General features: G+C 70.3%; 16 protein-coding genes and 1 rRNA gene. 11 read left to right on the top strand and 6 right to left on the bottom strand.

Features of this window, described 5'->3' with window-relative positions; genetic code table 11:
- Window positions 1-77: ribosomal RNA gene (rrf, locus tag J2754_RS10370) — 5S ribosomal RNA — on the top strand; the annotation flags it as partial.
- A 258-nt stretch (window positions 78-335) separates the two neighbouring features.
- On the opposite strand, the gene ppk1 is transcribed toward rrf, so the two are convergent.
- A complete protein-coding gene (gene ppk1, locus J2754_RS10365) occupies window positions 336-2,885 on the bottom strand; it encodes a polyphosphate kinase 1 (RefSeq protein WP_188879339.1) in 2,550 nt (849 codons plus the stop codon).
- 181 nt (window positions 2,886-3,066) lie between these two features.
- On the opposite strand from ppk1, the gene J2754_RS10360 reads away from it, so the two are divergent.
- Window positions 3,067-4,116, top strand: a complete 1,050-nt coding sequence (locus J2754_RS10360) for a CNNM domain-containing protein (protein WP_211087361.1) — start codon at window positions 3,067-3,069, stop codon at window positions 4,114-4,116.
- 58 nt (window positions 4,117-4,174) lie between these two features.
- On the opposite strand, the gene J2754_RS10355 is transcribed toward J2754_RS10360, so the two are convergent.
- Window positions 4,175-5,590: a sensor histidine kinase gene (locus J2754_RS10355; protein WP_211087360.1), complete on the bottom strand. Its 1,416-nt coding sequence runs from the start codon at window positions 5,588-5,590 to the stop codon at window positions 4,175-4,177.
- 106 nt (window positions 5,591-5,696) lie between these two features.
- Window positions 5,697-5,885: an HVO_2922 family protein gene (locus J2754_RS10350; protein ID WP_188879342.1), complete on the bottom strand. Its 189-nt coding sequence runs from the start codon at window positions 5,883-5,885 to the stop codon at window positions 5,697-5,699.
- A gap of 260 nt (window positions 5,886-6,145) precedes the next feature.
- On the opposite strand from J2754_RS10350, the gene J2754_RS10345 reads away from it, so the two are divergent.
- From J2754_RS10345 to J2754_RS10340, 3 genes are read left to right on the top strand one after another with little or no spacing between them, the layout of a single operon-like run.
- Window positions 6,146-6,937, top strand: coding sequence for a DUF7260 family protein (locus J2754_RS10345; RefSeq protein ID WP_188879343.1), 792 nt, complete (start codon window positions 6,146-6,148; stop codon window positions 6,935-6,937).
- On the top strand, window positions 6,937-7,059 hold the full coding sequence (locus J2754_RS16465) for a hypothetical protein (RefSeq protein WP_268238708.1): 123 nt from the start codon (window positions 6,937-6,939) through the stop codon (window positions 7,057-7,059). The genes J2754_RS10345 and J2754_RS16465 overlap by 1 nt, the downstream gene beginning before the upstream one ends.
- A gap of 58 nt (window positions 7,060-7,117) precedes the next feature.
- On the top strand, window positions 7,118-7,519 hold the full coding sequence (locus J2754_RS10340; RefSeq protein WP_188879345.1) for a metal-dependent transcriptional regulator: 402 nt from the start codon (window positions 7,118-7,120) through the stop codon (window positions 7,517-7,519).
- 46 nt (window positions 7,520-7,565) lie between these two features.
- On the opposite strand, the gene J2754_RS10335 is transcribed toward J2754_RS10340, so the two are convergent.
- The 3 genes from J2754_RS10335 to J2754_RS10325 form a co-directional block, all read right to left on the bottom strand.
- Window positions 7,566-7,991 (bottom strand): GtrA family protein, encoded by a 426-nt coding sequence (locus J2754_RS10335; protein ID WP_211087359.1) that lies wholly within the window; start codon window positions 7,989-7,991, stop codon window positions 7,566-7,568.
- Window positions 7,992-9,419, bottom strand: a complete 1,428-nt coding sequence (locus tag J2754_RS10330) for a sulfatase (RefSeq protein WP_211087358.1) — start codon at window positions 9,417-9,419, stop codon at window positions 7,992-7,994.
- Between the two features lie 188 nt (window positions 9,420-9,607).
- Complete coding sequence (locus tag J2754_RS10325; RefSeq protein WP_211087369.1) at window positions 9,608-10,720, bottom strand: pyridoxal-phosphate-dependent aminotransferase family protein; 1,113 nt, start codon at window positions 10,718-10,720, stop codon at window positions 9,608-9,610.
- Between the two features lie 117 nt (window positions 10,721-10,837).
- On the opposite strand from J2754_RS10325, the gene J2754_RS10320 reads away from it, so the two are divergent.
- From J2754_RS10320 to J2754_RS10295, 6 genes are read left to right on the top strand one after another with little or no spacing between them, the layout of a single operon-like run.
- Window positions 10,838-12,646, top strand: a complete 1,809-nt coding sequence (locus J2754_RS10320; protein ID WP_211087357.1) for a DUF7408 domain-containing protein — start codon at window positions 10,838-10,840, stop codon at window positions 12,644-12,646.
- Window positions 12,643-14,991, top strand: coding sequence for a VWA domain-containing protein (locus tag J2754_RS10315; protein WP_211087356.1), 2,349 nt, complete (start codon window positions 12,643-12,645; stop codon window positions 14,989-14,991). Before J2754_RS10320 ends, J2754_RS10315 begins: the two co-directional genes overlap by 4 nt.
- Complete coding sequence (locus J2754_RS10310) at window positions 14,988-15,587, top strand: chromosome partitioning protein (RefSeq protein ID WP_188879355.1); 600 nt, start codon at window positions 14,988-14,990, stop codon at window positions 15,585-15,587. The genes J2754_RS10315 and J2754_RS10310 overlap by 4 nt, the downstream gene beginning before the upstream one ends.
- A 2-nt stretch (window positions 15,588-15,589) precedes the next feature.
- Window positions 15,590-16,579, top strand: coding sequence for a DUF7502 family protein (locus J2754_RS10305; protein ID WP_211087355.1), 990 nt, complete (start codon window positions 15,590-15,592; stop codon window positions 16,577-16,579).
- Window positions 16,576-17,541, top strand: coding sequence for an AAA family ATPase (locus tag J2754_RS10300; RefSeq protein WP_211087354.1), 966 nt, complete (start codon window positions 16,576-16,578; stop codon window positions 17,539-17,541). The genes J2754_RS10305 and J2754_RS10300 overlap by 4 nt, the downstream gene beginning before the upstream one ends.
- Window positions 17,538-18,416, top strand: coding sequence for a DUF58 domain-containing protein (locus tag J2754_RS10295; protein ID WP_211087353.1), 879 nt, complete (start codon window positions 17,538-17,540; stop codon window positions 18,414-18,416). Before J2754_RS10300 ends, J2754_RS10295 begins: the two co-directional genes overlap by 4 nt.
- Window positions 18,417-18,426: the final 10 nt, after the last annotated feature.

The raw sequence follows: 18,426 nt of genomic DNA, 5'->3' as shown, positions 1-18,426 counted from the left end.
ACGGAAGTTAAGCTCACCTGCGTATTGGGTAGTACTGGAGTGCGCGAGCCTCTGGGAACACCGATTCGCCGCCTCGCTATTCATAATCGGAGAGTCGGAGGGATGCTGGCGGATTCCGCCGACTCGTTCATTCGGTATTCGTTTGCCCGGAGAGCCATAGCGCTCTCGGCGGCGAGCGATCGCGGTCGGAACCGATCCTCGGGAGCGTGTGTCTTTCGAACCCCGGGTGACGGTTGGTTGTCCGTCACCTCGGGGCGGCGTAGTCGACGTCCGCCGAGCACCGACACCGGTCCGTCGCGTTCCGACTCGTGCTGATCGCGGCGCTCTCGTGGGTTCTACTCGTACTCGATGCGGAGGCGCTCGCGTGCACCTTCGCGCGTCTTGAAGTAGCGTCGGTCGCCGTCCGCCGTGCGGACCGCCCACCGGTACGTCTCGCTCTCGGGGCGGTACCAGTGGTCGGCCTGTCGCTCGAAGATCGAGTCGGCGTCGGTCTCGGGCCGCGTCGAGCGCGCCGCGTCGTTCGCAGCGTCGATGGCCTCGGCGTGGTCAGTGGCATGCTCCGTCGTCTCGACGACGCCGGTGTCAGGAGCGTGTCCCACGTCGTCCGGGTCCGCGACGGACGCGGTAGCGGCGGGTCCGTCGGCGCCGTCGAGTTCCCGGCTACCGTCGTCGACCGACGTCGCGTCCGGCCGCGTCTCGGGGGCCGGCTCGATCAGGAGCTCTCCGTCGATCAGCTCCTCGTCGACCTCGAACCCCGGGCCGTAGCCGCTCTCGACGGCGTCGGTGGCCGCTCGCATCAGCGTCTCTTGGAGGTCGCACACCGCTTCGTCCGCCCCCGGCGTGGCCTGTTCGTAGCTCCCGTCGCTCTGCATCACCCATCGACGGCGGTTGTCGCGCAGCGAGAGTTCGAGGATGAAGCGGAGTTGCGCGCGGAGCGCGGGGGTCTCGACGGGCGTGACGGCCTCGACGCGGTAGTCGAGGTTGCGGGTCATCCAGTCGGCCGAACCGATGTACCACTCCGGTTCGCCCGCGCCGTCTGCCGCGTGCGGGTCCGTAGACCGCGCCCCGTTCTCGAAGTAGAAGACGCGCGCGTGCTCGAGGAATCGCCCGACGATCGAGTGAACCGCGATGTTTTCGCTCACGTCGTCGAGCCCCGGCCGGAGCCGACAGATGTCGCGCACGATGAGGTCGATCTCGACCCCGGCCATCGAGGCCCGGTAGAGTTCCGCGACGATCTCCGGGTCCTCCAGTCCGTTCACCTTCGCCACGATCCGGGTCGGGCGACCGTTTCGGGCGTGTGCGGCCTCGCGGCGGATCATCTCGACGAACCGTTCGCGCATCGTGACGGGCGCGATCAGGAGTTTGCGGAACTGATCGTCGAGCGTTGGTCCCGTGAAGAAGTTGAAGACCTTCGTGAGGTCCTGACCGATGTCCCGGTCCGCGCTCAGCAACCCGAGGTCGGAGTACCCCTTGGCGGTCTGCGAGTGGTAGTTGCCCGTCCCGACGTGCGAGTAGAGCTGAACGCCGTCGGCCTCTTGGCGGACGACGAGCGCGGTCTTCGTGTGGGTCTTCAGCCCGACCGTCCCGTACGCGACGTGGATCCCCTCCTCTTCGAGGCGGCGGACCCACTCGAGGTTGTTCTTCTCGTCGAAGCGAGCCTTGAGCTCGACCATCACCGCGACCTGTTTGCCGTTGTCCGCGGCGTCAATGAGGCTCTGGATCACCTTCGAGTCGCTCGCCGTCCGGTAGATCGCCGCCTTCACCGCGAGGACGTTCGGATCGTTCGCCGCGGCGTCGAGGAAGCGTTGGACGGTCCCCTCGAAGGAGTGATAGGGGTGGTGGACGAGGATCTCGCCCTCGCGGATCTCCCGGAAGATGTCGAGTTCGTCGTCGGTCGCGTCGCCGGCCGACGGCCGGAGTCGGGGGTGTGGCTTCGGCGTCCACGGGTCGAGTTTGAGGTCCGGGCGGTCCAGCTCGGTGAGCTCGAAGAAGTCCTCGAAGTCGAGGGGGCCCTCGCGGTAGAAGACCTCGCGTTCGCTGACGTCGAGGTTCTCTTTGAGGATGTCGACGGCGCGCTCTGGCATGTCCGCGTCGACCTCGAGGCGGACGACGGTGGCGAACCGGCGCTGGTCGAGGACGTCCTCGATGATGTCGATGAGGTCCTCGGCCACCTCCTCGTTCCGTCTCACCTCGGCGTTGCGCGTCACCCGGAACTTCGAGACGTCGACGACGTCGAGGTCGGGAAGCAGGACGTCGAGGTTCGCCTCGATGACGTTCTCGATGAGGACGTATCGCCCGGTCGTGTTCGGGACGGCGACGAGCCGCGGTTGGTTCGACGGGATCTTGATCCGGGTGAACGTCTCCTCGCCGTCCGCCCCGCGCGAGAGGACGGCGAGAGAGAGCGAGAGATTGGAGATGAACGGGAACGGGTGAGCGGGGTCGAACGCGAGCGGCGTCAGCGTCGGGAGGATCGACTCCTCGAAGTGCGCTCGGAGCGCGTCGCGCTCGTCGTCCGCCAAGTCGTCGCAGTCGACGACTTCGATGCCCGCGTCCGCGAGCGCGGGGCGCAGCTCGGTCAGCCAGTAGTCGGACTGACGCTCGAAGAGCGGACGGGCGGTTTCGAGGACCTCCTCCCACTGCTCTTCGGGGGTGCGTCCGTCCGGCGTCGTCTCGGTCACGCCCGCGTCCATCTGTTGTTCGAGACCGCCGACGCGCTTCATGAAGAACTCGTCCGTGTTCTTCGTGAAGTACGCGAGAAAGCGCAAGCGTTCGAGCGGTGGGTTCCGCTCGTCCAGCGCCTCGCTCAACACGCGCTCTTGAAACGCCAACTCGGAGAGCTCCCGATTGAGATAGTACGTCGGGTCTGCTAGATCTGGCTCAGTCATCTCGTGCCTCGCGTCCATATCGCGACGGAACCGCGATAAACCCCCAGAATGTAGCGGTACGAGCGGATATATACCTCCCAGTACCCGGGTTTCGGTGAACGATCGGTCGGAAGAGGACGGGAGCGGACGCGGACGCGTCGGCCCCGATTTTTTTTGATCGCGTTCCCGGTACGTCCTCGTGATGACGCCCCCCGAGATCGTGATACGCCTCCTCGCCGGGGTCGGTCTCATCCTGGCGAACGGGTTCTTCGTGGCGATCGAGTTCGGGTTGACGCGCGCCCGCCAGTTCAGCGAGTCGGAGTTCGTCGACGGGAACCCCGCGCTCGAACGCGCGTGGGAGATGACCAACGATCTCGAGATCTATCTGACGACCTGTCAGGTCGGGATCACCGCCTCCAGTATCGCGGTCGGGATCGTCGCCGAGCCCGCGCTCGCCGCGCTCTTCGAGCCGTATTTCGCGGGGACGGGGCTCGCCTCGGTGGGCGCCGGGGCGATCCTCGCCTTCGCGATCATCAACCTCCTCCACCTGACGCACGGCGAGCAGACGCCGACCTACCTCGGCGTCGAGCGCTCGCGCACCGTCTGTCGCTACGGCGCGACGCCGCTCTACTGGTTCAACGCGCTCATCTCGCCGCTCATCACGCTCGGTGACGCAGTCGCCAAGGGGACGCTCCGGCTCTTCGGCGTCGAGATGACGGGCGCGTGGCTCGAAACCGAGGCGGACGTCCTGGAGTCGCGGGCGGACCTCCGCAATCGCCTCGACTCGCTTCTCGCACGCGGGGAGCTCCCCGAGGAGCGTCGCGAGGAGGTGCTGAGCGCGCTCGATGCGGACGAGCTCGAGATCAGCGAGATCATGGTGCCCGCGGCGGAGATCGTGGCGATCTCGGTGTCGGCGGACGTGGAGGAGAACCTCGATCGAATCCGCAGCAGCCCGCACACGCGGTTCCCCCTCGTCGGCGATGGCCTCGCGGACTTCCGCGGGATCGTCTACTCGCCGTCGATCATCGACCACTACGAGGGGCTGAAGGCGGGGACGACGTCGTTCGAGGAGATCGCGGCACCGCCGATGACGCTCGCCGCGGACACGAGCGTCAGCGACGCGTTCGATCAGTTCCAGGCCGAAGATCAGGAGATCGCGCTCGTCCTCCGCGGCGGGAGCGTCGTCGGCCTCCTCACCGCCACGGACGCGCTCGAAACCGTGATGGGGAACTTGGAGGACCCGCTCGACTGAGCCGGCTCCCGCCGTCGCCCCCCGTCGTCGTCCCGTTGCCGTCGCACCGCCCGGCGTGCTACGCGTCGCCGACGACGATCTCGAAGCGCGCGCCGCCGGCCGCGCTCTTCCGGGCGTCGATCGACCAGCCGTGGCCGTCGATGATCCGCTCGACGATCGCCAGCCCGAAGCCGCTCCCGCTCTTCGCGGTCGTATAGCCCTTCTCGAAGATCTGTTCGCGTTCGATCGCGGGGATCCCGGGACCGTCGTCCTCGACGTAGACGCCGCGGTCGTCCGCGAGGACACCGGCGGTGATGGTCACGTCGCTCGGGCCGTGCTCGGCGGCGTTCCGGATCAGGTTCTCGAAGGCCTCCATCACCCGCGCGGCGTCGCATTCGAGCCCGATGCTTCCCGTGACGTCGAGCGAACTCCCCGGCGCGTGGACGTTCTCGTAGCTCCCGGTGACGAGCTCCGCGAACTCGACGCGGGACCGCTCGCCGACCAGTTCGCCCGCGCGGGCGCGTTCGAGTAGGTCCTCGATCAGCACGTCCATGCGATCGAGCGCGGAGAGCACCGTTCCCAAGCGCTCGTGATCGTACTCGTTCGCCACGAGACGGACGTTCCCGTCCGCAACGTTCAGCGGATTCCGGAGGTCGTGCGCGACGGTGCCCGCGAACTCCTCCAGTTGGTCGACCTTCTCGACCAGCTCGCGCTGGTACACCTTCCGGTCGGTGACGTCGCGCGAGAGGCCGACGATCGACGTGACGGCTCCGGTGTCGTCCCTGATCGGACGACAGCGGGACTCGACCCAGAGCTGGACGGCCTCGGACTTGTCGACGCGGTACTCGACGACCTGCGGTTCGCCCGCGGACGCGTGCTCCATCGCCACCGTCACGCGCTCGATGTCTCCCTCGTGGACCCGATCCAGGAACGACGTCGGATCGTCGCGGAGGGTGTCGGTCGACTGGCCGAACAGCGCCTCGTGTCTGTCGTTGATGAACTGCAACTCGCTCCAATCCGCCGAGAACACCCACAGCGCCTGCTCGGTGACGGAGACGATCTCGCGGAGTCGTCGATCCGTCCGCTCGGCCCGGCGCTGCGCGCGGCGGTGATCAACGTAGGTGACGATCTTCCGCGCGAGCAGCGGCGCCTGGTTCCCCACGGCCTCTTGGATGACGTAGTCGGTGACGCCGGCCTCGATGCTCTCGCTGGCGACCGTCTCGTCGCCCGTCTCCGTGAAGAGCAGGAAGGGGAGGTCCGGGTACTCCTCGCGGACGTCGCGCAGGAACGCGACGCCGTTGGACGCCTCGAGGTGGTAATCCGAGAGGACGCAGTCGATCTGCGTGCCGTCGAGGATCGCCCGCCCCCCGGCCACCGTCTCGGTGGTGACGATGTCCAGTCGCGGCTCCTCCATGCGCAACTGGGTACTGAGCAGTTCTAGAAGCTGCGGATCGTCGTTCACGTACAGGACGGTGATCCGATCCTCGTCCGCCATGGTCGTCCTTTGGGGGAAAGCGAGGATAACCGTTCCCATGCGGCGTGACGCGAGCGCCGACGCCGCGCGGGATGACGCTCGGACGGGTCGAGCGCGCCAGTCTCCCCTACCCGTCGACGTCCACCACCTCGGCGTCGGGCGCGTTCCCTTTCACGCTCTCGATCCCTTGGGTCGCCTTCTGCCGGGAGGCGTATCCCTCGCCGGAGTCCGCGATGACGTTCCCGTTGTCGTGCACGAGTCGCCAGCGCCACTGTCCCGCCGCGTCCGTGTACACCTCGAAGGTCGCGTTGCTCATCGGTCCCACGTACCAACCCAGTCGGTAAAACGGTTCGGGGCCGGGTCGCCGCGCGCCGCGGCGACGCGCGGCCCGCACCCCGGTCGTTCGAACGCGCCGGATGACCGAAGTAATTATGTGTTTTTAGGACAGCCTAAAAATTATGTGTGGCACTGTCGCGGGGAGCGGGTCGACACGACGCGGCCGCGCCCCGACCGGCGAGGTGTTCCTCGCGAGGGAGCAACCCGACGACTGCGCGGGTGGCGGGTGAGCGCGTGCCGATGGACGAGACACACATCGAGCGCGCGCTGGCGCGAGTCCGGGGCGAACGCGAGCGCGTCGACGCCGAACGGACCGCCCTCGATCGCTTCCGGAAGGACGTCGAGTCGATCGAGCCGGCCGCCGCGACGCGGGCCGCGGCGGACGGCTCTGCGAACGCTGGGACCGCTGTCGCGGCTGGAACGCCGAACGAACCGGCGTCGTCCCCGGAGTGCCGTCGCGTCCGCGAGGCGTTCGTAGACACCGCCCACGACGCCGTTACGGCGCCGGACGAGGACCGTTCTGTCTCGGAGACGATGCGGGAGGAATTGGGCTGGGAGGTCGCGCGCGCCGTCTCGCCGGGGACGACGACGGCGTTCACGACCGGGATCAAGCGGGCGGTGCTGTCCGCCGTCGACGAGCGCCGCCGGGAGCTACGGACGCTCGCGGGCGCGCTCGACGTCGAAGCGCGGTCGCTCGACGAGAGCCGCGAGGCGATCGAGGGGGTCGCGGAGGCGCTCGTCCGGGCGGACGGGACGTCGCCGGCCTCGCTCGGCTTCGACGGCCTGCGTGAGCGCCACGACGCGCTCGCGGGCCACCGCGAGACGTGCGATCGGGTCGGCGAGGAGCGACAGGCGGTGCTCGCCCGCTCGACGAACCGGGGGCTCGTCGGCGTCGAACAGCGGGCCCTCGCCGCGACCCTCTACGAGCCGCTGTCCGTCGACTACCCCGCGTTGGCGACGGTCGCGCGACTCGACGCCGTGCTCGACGAGCGACAGCGAACCGTCCGCGACCACCTCCTCCGACGGGGATGATGGGGCGACGCCGCCGGAACGGGCGACTCTGGGCCGCGCTCTTCTGTCGGCTGTTCGGCGACGGTGAGCGCGACGGCGACGACGACGGGACGCCGGCAGCGACCGCGGGTGATGCCGAGTGAGTGCGATCGGCGCCGACGCGGCGCGTCGAGACCGAGCGATTCGATCGGGTGCGTGCACGTGACGGTCTCGACGCGCTATCTGCTGGCGGTGTACGAACTCGCGGAGACGACCGACGAGCGCGTCTCGACGACCGCGATCGCCGACGCCGTCGATCGCTCCCGACCGACGACGACGGAGGCGATCCAGCGCCTCGACGACCACGGCCTGGTCGATTACGAGGCGTATCAGGGCGTTCGGCTCACCGACGACGGCCGCGAGCGGGCGGCGTCGCTCCACGAGGAGTACGAGGTCCTCAACCGGTTCTTCGACGACGTCTTGGGCGTCGAGGGGGCGGCCGAGGAGGCGGCCGACCTCGTCGGGATCGTCAGTCCCACCGTCCTCGGACGCCTCGACGAGACCGTGATCGCACCCGTCGCGGACCGCACCGACGCCGAGGAGACGATGCAGTCGTCTGAGTGACCGACGGGACATCGTTCACGGCCGAGACCGCCGGCCCGGACACCCGTCAGACGCCGCGCCACGTCAGCCGCGTGTCGAGGACGTAGCGGTAGAGGCCGCTCACGAGGATGGCGACGACGTTCGCCCACAGGTAGGGAACGCCGTAGAGTTCGACGAGCGCGGCGAGAACGCCCAGTTGGATCGGGATCGCCGTCCCGCGAATGACGTTCGTCGTGAGGAGTCCACGGACGTACTCGCGCGGCGTGGTGTGGCGGTGGTCGCGGAACGTCCAGGCGTTGTTGAGGATGTACGTGAGGATGATCGTGCACTCGATGGCGACGGTCGCGCCGGCGAGGTAGTGCCAGGCGAGGACGTCGACGAGCAGCCACAGCAACGCCAACTGGACGCCGGCGGTGGCCGTGCCGACGGCGGCGAACCGGCGGAGGCGGACGGCGCGTGGCCCCTTCGTAAGCGCGCGGAGGAGCGCGCGCATCTATCGGTAGCCGAGTGCTTCGAGGTGCGCTTCGAGGTCCGCGTCGGCGTCGTCATCGCCGCCGTCGTTTGCCGTGTCGGTCGCCTCTTGGAGCGATGCGGCGTGGTCGTCGACGGCGGGGGCGAGTCGCTCGATCGCGTCGGCGGCCTCCGGGGTCGGGTCGCCGTGCAGGTCGTCCTGCTGATCGGGGTCCGTGGGCCGGTGGTAGAGCTCCGCGGTCTCGGCGTCGACGTTTCGGACGTACGTCCAGTCCCGATCGCGCGCGCTCACGAGCAGGTCGCCGTCGTCGAGCGAGCGCGGGATCGGTTGGCTCGTGACCTCCTCACCCCGGACGGCGACGGAGACAACCGGATCCGCGCGGGGCGACTCGCCGTCGGCGACCGCCGGGACGAGGGAGTCGCCGGTCCACGCGGGATCGGGGTCGGCGTCGAGGAGGTCCGCGACGGTCGGCGGGATCGCGTCGAGACCGACGTGCTCGGCGACGCGCCCGCCGTCGACGCCGGGGACGTCGACGACGAGCGGGACGTGGACGAGCTCGTCGTAGAGCTTCGGATAGTGGGCGAGGTGGCCGTGCTCTTGGAACTCCTCGCCGTGATCCCCGGCGACGACGACGGCGGTGTCGTCGTAGTGACCGGTCGCCGCGAGCGTCTCGCGCAGGCGGCCGATGCTGGCGTCGACCTGCCGGACCGCGGCCTGATAGAGCGTGCGGAGTTCCGCGAGGGTGCGCTCGTCGACGTCGAGGCCGAGGCCGGTGCGGACGTGCGCGTGGAGCATCCGGTGCGTCCCGACGCGGTCGCCGGACACTTCGCGGATGTAGCGCGGGGCGGGGACGTAGGGCGTGTGGGTGTCCATGTAATGGACCCAGCAGAAGAAGGGGTCGTCGGCGTCCGCGATGAACGACGTCGCGGCGTCCTCGACGGCGAAGAGCCGCGAGGCGTCGAGAAAGGGCCGGTCGTCGGCGTCGCCGGCGGTCCACGCCCGGAGGCGGCGGAGGGGCGACGTGGCGAGTTGGATCCACGCCTCGACGGTCGGGTGCGTCGCGAGATAGCGGTTGTATCGCCCGCTCCCGACGCCGGTGACGAACGCGTCGAACTCGTCGAAGCCGCCGTCGTATCCCCAGTGTTCGGTGAGGAATCCGTTCGCGGCGTTGAATCCGCCCGTGGCGACCCCCTCGTCGGCGAGCGTCGCAGCGAGCGTCGGCGACCCCGTGACGCCGATCGACCCGGTGTCGGCGAAGACGGGCCGCGAGGCGAGAAGCGACGGGAAGGAGAACGGCGTCCAGTTGCCGGTGGCGAACGCGCGCTCGAAGACGGTTCCGTGAGCGGCGAGATCGTCGAGAACCGGCGTATGCCGTCGGTCGTCGTACGGGCCGATCGCGTCGGCGCGCAGCGAGTCGACGGTGACGAGGAGGACGTTCGAGATGGACATGATCGACGGTCGGACGGCGCCGGCATCGAGGCCCACCGCCCCGATCCCCGCTCGCGTGATACGTTCGGCTACTCGACAAGCGAGTTTATACCGTCCGGTTTTCCCCGAGCGGGCGCGGGAGGCGTGCGCGCGACGGCGCTCGCGGGACGCGGCGCACGGCTACGAACGGGACGGCGGTGCGGGCGGCCTCAGAGGCCCGCGACGTCCTCGATGGCGTCCGTCAGCGCCCGGATGCTCTCGACGTCGTGCTCGCCCATGTGGCCGATCCGGAATGTCTTCTCGCCGAGCGCGGAGCCGTAGCCGTTCGAGAAGACGTAGTCGTACTCCTCCGACACCGCCTCGATGGTCGCAGCGACGTCGATGTCCGCCGTGTTCTCGATGCAGGAGACAGTCTGGGACTCGTAGCCGTCCTCGGGGAAGACGTCGAAGTGCTCCATCGCCCACTCGCGGGTGTACTCGCCCATCTCGCGGTGGCGCTCGCTGCGGGCCTCGTGGCCCTCGTCGAGCATGTGTTTCATCTGCTTGCGGTAGGCGAGCATCACGGGAATGGCGGGCGTCGAGTGCGTCTGCCCCTTCCGGTCGTAGTAGTCGAGCGAGCGCTGGAAGCCCCCGTACCACGACGCCTCGTCCTTCTCCAGCTCGCGCTCGTAGGCCGCGTCGCTGACGACGCAGACCGCGAGGCCGGGCGGCATGGCGAAGGCCTTCTGCGTCGAGGCGAAGATGACGTCGATGCCGTGCTCGTCGATGTCGACGTAGTCGCCGCCCAGCGCCGAGACGGCGTCGACGACGAAGTAGGTCTCCGGGTACTCCTTGAGGACATCGCCGATCTCCTCGATGGGGTTGCGAACGCCCGTCGAGGACTCGTTCATCACGCAGGTGACGACGTCGTAGTGTTTGTCCGTCGAGTCGAGGTGCGCGCGGATGTCCTCGGGCTTGATCGCCTCGCCCCACTCGTACTCCAGTCGATCGACGTTCTTCCCGAGTCGCTCGGCGACGTTCGCGTGGCGCTCGCTGAACGAGCCGCAGGTCGGCACGAGGATGTTCTCGTCGACGAGGTTGAGCGTCGAGGCCTCCCAGAACTCCGTGCCGGAGGCCGTGAGGACGATGACCTCGTTGTCCGTGCCGAGGAACTCCTTCGTGTCCTCGACGACGGTCGTGTAGAGATCGGTCATGCGGTCCATCCGGTGGCCGAACATCGGCTGGGCCATCTCGTCGATGACGTCCTCGCGGACTTCGGTCGGGCCGGGGATGTACAGCGTCTTGTCGGGATAATCGCCCGTGTATTCGCGTTTCTCGGTCACGAGATCCACCTAGTGACCGGAACTCCGGCGGCCCGGAGTATGGTAGTTGTGATTGGGGCGGACAGTGGCGACGCGGACAGTGGACACGCTCAATAGCCGGCAGGCCGACGTGTCCGTATGGCCCTCGCGGACGTCCTCCTCGCCCCGATGGGGTTGCTGGCGCTACTGGCCCTCCTGCCGGTCGTCGTCCTCTACCTCATCAAGCCCGATCCCGCCGAGCGGGATCTCCCGACGCTGCGCTTTCTCGTCGCGGGCGAGCGCGACGCGGAGACGCGAGCGCGTTTCGAGCGTCTCCGTCGCAACCTCCTCCTGTGTCTCCAACTGCTCGCGCTCGTCGCGATCGCGGTGGCGCTCGCCGCGCCGTACGTCACCGTTCCCGCGGACGCGACCGTCGAGCAGACCGTGCTCGTCGTCGACGCGAGCGCGAGCATGGCGACCCAGACAGACGGGTCGACGCGCTTCGCCCGCGCGGTCGCGGCCGCCCGCGCCGACGTCACGGAAACGACGTCGCTCGTCGTCGCCGGCGGCGGGAGTCGCGTCGAGCTCCGCCGCGGCGGATCGACGGCCGCACGCCGGAGCCTCGGAGACCTCCGGGTCACGGACGCCCCGTGCGATCTCCGGAGCGCGATCTCACAGGCGGCGGCGATCGCGGACGCCGACGCCCGAGTGGTCGTCTACAGCGACTTCGCGGGCGACTCGGAGTGGGCGGACGCGGTCGAGTCGGCGCGTGCGCGCGGGCTCGCGGTCGACCTCCGGCAGTTCGGCGGCGGCGGGGAGGCGAACGTCGGTATCGTCGAGCGGGCCTTCTCGGGGCAGAACGTCACGGTGTCCGTGAAGAACTACGCGGACGCGACCGTCCAGCGGACGCTGACGCTCGGCGAGCAGCGCCGGACATTGACGCTCGCGCCCGGCGACGTGCGGAGCGCGACGTTCGCCGTACCGGGCGGCGGCGGGACGCTCGCGTTGACGCCGGGCGACTCCTTTCCGACCGACGACGCCGTGCCGATCGGCGCGCCCGCCGATCCGACGATCGACGTCCTCCTGTTGACGAACGACGAGGACGAGTACCTGACGACGGCGCTCTCGGTCAACGATCAGGTGGCGCTGACGGTCGATCGGCCGCCGACGGCGATCGAGGGCACCTACGACGTCGTGATCTACGGCGGTCTCCAGCCCTCGCGTCTGCTCGAAGGCAACGTTCAGGCGGGGCGGGAGACGCTCGCGCGCGGCGGCGGCGTCGTCGTCCGCGCGCAGTCGTCGAACATGCCGGTCGAGAAGTACGGCGACCTGCTCCTCCTCGCCCCGAACGGGACGTCGCGGAACCCGACGCTCGCGCCGACCGCCGAGAGCGAACTGACTCGCGGGCTCTCCTTCCCGCCGCCCGAGCGCTATCTGACTGGGGGCCTCCGAGAGGGGCGGGCGCTCGTGGCGACGAGCGACGGCACGCCGCTCGTGGCGACCGCCGAGCGCGGCCCGGGCCGCATCCTCTACGACGGCTACCTGTCCGACGCCTCGGCGTTCAAGTACGACTACGAGTACCCCGTGTTCTGGAAGCGCGCGATCGCGCACCTCGCGGGCCGCGAGAGCCTCGCCGCGTCGAACCGCGAGACGGGGACGCGACTCGCCTTCGAGACGCCGACCGCGGTCGAGACGCCGACGGGGACGGTGAACGCGACGAGCGTGCGTCTCGACCGCGCGGGCTACTACGTCGTCGGCGACCGGCGCTACAGCGCGGCGCTGACGAGCGAGTCGGAGTCCGCCGTGGCGACGACGCCGCTCGACGCGCGGAGCGGTGACGACGCCGCGCCGCCGACGCGCACCGATCGGAGCCCCGTCCCGCGACCGCTCACGGGGTACGTCGCGCTCGCCGCGCTCCTCGTCTGTCTCGGTGAGCTCGTCTACCTCCGGCGGGAGGGCGATCTGTGACCGTCACGGTCGCCGGCGTCACCGCCGGGCTGACGACGCCGCTCGCGCTCCTCGCCGCGCCGGTCGCGCTCGTCGCGCTCTGGGGCATCGTCGCCTACCGGGCGGACGGCACGGCGTCGCGGCGGAGTCGTCTCACGCTATTGACCTCCCGGGCCGTGATCGTCGTCCTCCTCGTCGGCGCGGCGGCCGGGCCGTACACCGTGGCGAGCGCGGAGACCCCGGGCGACCCGCACGTGACGCTGCTGACCGACCGCTCCGACAGTATGAACGTCACGGAACCCGTAGACGGGCTCACGGATGCGATCGAACGGGAGGGCGTGCCGGTGACGACCGCGACGGTCGGCGAGGGCACCCGCTCGCGGATCGGCGACGGGGTCGCCGCGAACCTCCAGTCGAACGGCAGCGTCGTGGTCGTCTCCGACGGGCAGGTGACGGGCGGGCGGAGCCTCGCCGCCACCGCCGAGCTCGCCCGATCGCTGAACGCGACGATCAGCGCCGTCGACGTCACGCCGACGCGCACGGAGCGCCACGTCCGAGTGAGCGGTCCGGCGAAGACGAGCGTCGGCGTGGAGAACAGCTTCCTCGCCAGCGTCGACGGCGTCGAGACCGACGGCGACGTCGCGCTCCGCGTCACGGTCGACGGGACGGAGGTCGTCTCGCGGACGCTCGATGGCACCGGAACCGTCTCGTTCTCGCATACCTTCGAGACGACGGGCTCGCACCGCGTCACGGCGACGATCGATGGAGAGGACGTCTACGACGTCAACGACGCCTCTCGGCGCTCGGTGTCCGTCGTCGAGCGCCCCCGCGTGCTCTACGTCTCGCGGGGCGACTACCCGCTCCGGGACTACCTCGGGACGCTCTACGACGTCCAGACGGCCTCGTCGGTACCGTCGAACCTCGATCCCTACTACGCCGTCGTGGTACAGAACCTCGCGGCGGACGACCTGGGGAACACGGAGGCGCTCCAGCGCTTCGTCATCGACGGCGGCGGCCTCGTCGTCGCCGGCGGCGACCGCGCGTTCGAACACGGCGACTACGCGCAAAGCGCGTTCGGATCGATGCTCCCCGTGACGGCCGGGGCGGCCGGCGGGTCGAGCGCGAACGTCGTGCTCGCCGTCGACGTCTCAGGGAGCGCGCAGGGCGGTCTCGGCACCCAGAAGGCCATCGCGCTCGACGCCCTCTCGCAGCTCGGCGACTCGAATAGCGTCGGCGTCGTCGCGTTCAACAGTCAGGCGTACCGGATCGCGGACCTCCGGCCGCTCGGGGAGAGCCGCGCGGAGACGGCGACGCTGATCCGCCGGCTCACCGCGGGCGGCGCGACGGACATCGCCGCGGGACTGCGCGGCGCGGACGAACTGCTCGGCGAGGAGCGCGGCACCGTCATCCTCGTGAGCGACGGCTTCGCCGACCGGGAAGCGGCGGTACGCGCGGCGTCGGCGCTCGGCGACGCGGGCACGCGCGTCATCAGCGTCGGCGTCGGGGAGTCGACGGACGAGGGCACGCTCCGCGGGATCGCGGACGCCTCCGGCGGGACGTACTACCGGGCCGACGAGACGAACCGGCTCAGCCTCCAGTTCGGCGACGCCGCCCGCCGGTACCGCGGCTCGGGACTGACGGTCGTCGATCCGAACTCGTTCGTCACCGCGGGCGTCACGCTCCGCTCGAACCCCGGGCGGGCGAACGCCGTCTCGGTCAAGCCCGGCGCGGACTACCTCGTCGCCACGGCCGACGGGACGCCCGCCGTCGCGGCGTGGCGATACGGCCTCGGGCGCGTGCTCACGATCACGGCCCACGACGCCGACAGTAGCCTCGACGGCCTGCTCTCCCGGCCGGACTCGCTGCTCGTGACGAAATCGATCAACTACGCCATCGGCGATCCCGAGCGCAAGCGCGGCGGCGTCACGGACGTCGCGGACACGCGCGTCGGCGAGCCGACGACCGTCACCTACCGCGGGGCCGAGCGCCCGCGCGCCGACGGTCTCGACTTCCGCGCGGTCGGCGACGGCGTCTACCGCGCGACGGTGACGCCGAGCGAACCGGGGTACGAGAGCGTGCTCGGCGCGACGTACGCCACGAACTACCCCGCAGAGTACGGCGCGTTCGGGCCCGCACCCGCGCTCTCCGCGGCCGTCGACGCGACCGGCGGGCGGACCTTCGAGCCGGACGAGGCCGCCGCGATCGCGTCGTTCGCCCGCGAGCAGTCCACGCAGGTCCGCTCCGTCCGGACGGAGTGGGGGTGGCTCTGCCTCCTCGGCGCGCTCCTCGTCCTCACGGGCGAGATCGTCGTCCGCCGGCTGCTCGTCTACCGGGGTGCCGCGACGAACCGGGGTGGGCTGCCGTGACGGCGATCGGGAGCACGCTCAACGTCGCGCTCGTCGGGCTGCTCTGTCTCTCGATCGCCGGGACGGGCGGGGCGACGCTGTTCTTCCAGCACTCCGCGGCCGACCTCGCGGCGCAGAACGACCGCCTCGAAACGCAGAACGAGCAGCTCCGTGAGAACCTCAGCGAGACGCGCGCGGCGCTCGGCGAGACGCGCGAGCGCCTCCGATCGCTCAACGAGAGCGTCGAACGCGCCCGCGGCGATGTCGAGCAGGTCTCGGGCGAGCTCGAGGACACGGAGTCGCAGCTCTCGAACGTGCGCGATCAGCTCTCCGAGACGCGCGCCGACCTCCAGCAGGCGAACGCGCGCGTGAACACCCTCCGGAACGAAGTCGACGACCTGGAGGAGACGAACGAGGAGCTCGCGGACGAGAACGACGACCTCCGCGCGGAGAACCGGAACCTCCGGGCCGAGAACGAGGACCTCCGCGAGCGCGTCGAGGAGCTGAACGACCGCATCGACGCGCTGAACGACCAGATCGAGCGGCTCAACGACCGCATCGACGAACTGGAGAGCCAGCGGACGGCGCGGCTCCGCGCCCCCGCGGGGGCGACGTGACGATGGCCGCCGACGGACGCGACGAACCCAAGGCGGCGCGTGCTCCCGACACCGACACCGACACCGACACCGACACCGACGCGGACGGTGCCGATCGAGATCGCGCGGCGGCGAGCGACCGGCCGCGCGACGAGCGCGGTGAAGCGCGCGAGCGAATGGCCGCGGCCCTGCGCGCCGTCCGGCGCGAGGGCCGGAAGGTCGCGGCGATCTACGCGACGGTCGACGCCGTCCTCCTCGGACTCCTCGCGGACCTCGCGTGCGCGACGATCGCCGCCGTTCCGGCGCGCGTCGCGCTCCCGGCGGCCGCCCCGATCGCCGCGCTTCCCGTGCCGACACTCGCCGCGGCGGTCGTCGGCGCGCTCGTCTTCGCCACCGAGTACGGCTACCGGACGCGTCGGCCGCTCGTCGAGCAGTTCGAGGCCGCGAACCCCGGGGTACGCGAGGCGCTGCGGACCGCGCGCGACGCCGTTGACGCCGGCAGCGACACGCGGATGGCCGCACGCCTCTACGAGCGCGTGCTCGACGACCTCCGCGAGACGTCGAGCGTCGCGCTCCTCGACGCCCGCCGCGTCGCCGTCACGGTCGTCGCCGTCGTCGTCGTGAGCCTGCTCTGCGTTCACGCCGCGATCGCCGGCATCGCCTTCGACGTCGGCGGCGGCCCGGGTCCCGCGACCGCGGGTTCCGGCGGCGGTGGCGGAGGCGGTGGCGGCGGCACGAGCGACGAGTACGGCGGCCTGCAGAACGGCTCGGGCGTGCTCGGCGACCCGACGGACGCCCGAGCGGGCGACGACGCGCTCAACGCCTCCGTGGACGCGAGCGGCGGCGGCCCGGGCGGCGACGATCCCGAGTCGTACGACGCGGGCGGCTACACCGGTGGCTCCGACGCCGCGATCGAGAGCCAGCAGGCCGGCTACGACGACCCGACGGGGATCGAGGACGCCGAGCTGATCCGCGAGTACACCCTCCGAATCCGATCCAACCAGAGCCAATGACCGAGGACGACCCCGACATCGAGACCGACATCGACGAGCTCCAAGACCGAATCGACGCGGTCCGCGCGGAGATCGGGAAGCAGATCGTGGGCCAACGGGAGGTGATCGACCAACTGCTCGTCTGCGTGCTCGCGGACGGCAACGCCCTCCTGGAGAGCAACCCCGGGCTCGGCAAGACGTCGCTGGTCCGGGCGCTCGCGGCGGCGAGCGACCTCTCCTTCTCGCGCGTCCAGAACACTCCGGACCTGATGCCCTCCGACATCACGGGGACGGAGATCATCCGCGAGAGCGGGACGGGCCGCGAGTTCGTCTTCGAGGAGGGGCCGATCTTCGCCAACGTCGTCCTCGCCGACGAGATCAACCGCGCGACGCCGAAGACGCAGGCGGCGATGCTCGAAGCGATGCAGGAAAAGCAGGTGACGGCCGCGGGCGAGACGTACGCCCTCCCGGAGCCGTTCTTCGTGCTCGCCACGCAGAACCCGATCGATCAGGAGGGGACGTATCCGCTCCCGGAAGCGCAGACCGATCGCTTCCTGCTGAAGATCGTCGTCGACTATCCGGAGAGCGAAGCGGAGCGCGAGATCGTCCGACGCTACACGGGCGACGTCCGTCCCGACCCCGTCGAGCGCGTACTGACGGACGAGCAGATCCGGGCGATCCAGTCGCTCGTCCGCGGCGTGCCGATCGCGGACGACCTCCGCGATCGCGCGATCGACCTCGTTCGCGCGACCCGCGAGGCCGACGAGATCGAGTACGGCGCGAGCCCGCGGGCGAGCATGGGGCTCGTTCGGACCGCGAAGGCCCGCGCCTTCCTCGCCGGGCGCGCGCACGTGAGCTGGGACGACGTCGAGGCGATGGCCCGACCCGTGCTCCGCCACCGCATCCGGCTGGACTTCCGCGCGGAACGCGAGGGCGTGACGCCCGACGACGCCGTCGGTCGCCTACTGGACGAGCGCGAATGATCGACCCCGCCTTCCTCGACGAACTCGCGCGCTTCCGGGCGTCGCTTCGACGCGAGACGTCGGCGCGCCGGCAGGGCGAACAGCGCTCGCCGTACGCTGGCGAGGGGCTGACGTTCGCCGACTACCGTCGCTACGCGCCCGGCGACGACACCCGCCTCATCGACTGGCGGCTGTTCGCGCGCACCGAGGAGCTGTTCGTGAAGGTCTTCGAGGCCGAGCGCAACCTCACCGTCCACGTCCTCCTCGACGCGAGCGCGTCGATGGACTACGGCGACGGCGACGCGCGCAAGTTCGACTTCGGCGCGAAACTCGGCCTCGGCTTCGCCTATCTCGCCGCCGAGGAGCACAACGACTTCCGGTTCTCCCTCTTCCGCGAGCGCCCCGAGCGAATCGACGCGGGTCGCTCGACGCGGAGCGAACTCCTCGCGCTCGTCGATCGGCTGAACGACACCGCGCCAGCCGGCGAGACGGCGTTCGTCGACGCCCTCGACGACTACGCGGCGACGATCGGCTCGAAGTCCCTCGTGATCGTCGTCAGCGACCTCCTCGTCGACCCGGACGCCGTCGCGTCGGGCGTCGCCGCGCTCTCGCGCAACGACGTCGTCCTCCCGCAGGTGCTCTCGCCGGCCGAGCTCGACCCGGAGCCGACCGGCGACACGATCTTCCGCGACCTCGAAACGGGGGCGACGGAGCGGGCGTACTTCGGCGGGCGACGCACCACACAGTACCGCGAGCGCCTCGACGGGCACGTCGCCGCCGTCGCTCAGCGCGCCCGTGATCTGCGGGCCGACCACGCCCTGATCGACACCGGGCAGGACTTCTTCGACGCCTTCGCCGCGCTCCGAGCCGAGCCGGACGCGGCGGCGCGACGCTGAGACGGGACGG

This window comes from Halarchaeum nitratireducens (genome assembly GCF_017874695.1).
Classification (GTDB): domain Archaea; phylum Halobacteriota; class Halobacteria; order Halobacteriales; family Halobacteriaceae; genus Halarchaeum; species Halarchaeum nitratireducens.
This window is presented reverse-complemented; position numbering and strand designations above follow the sequence as displayed.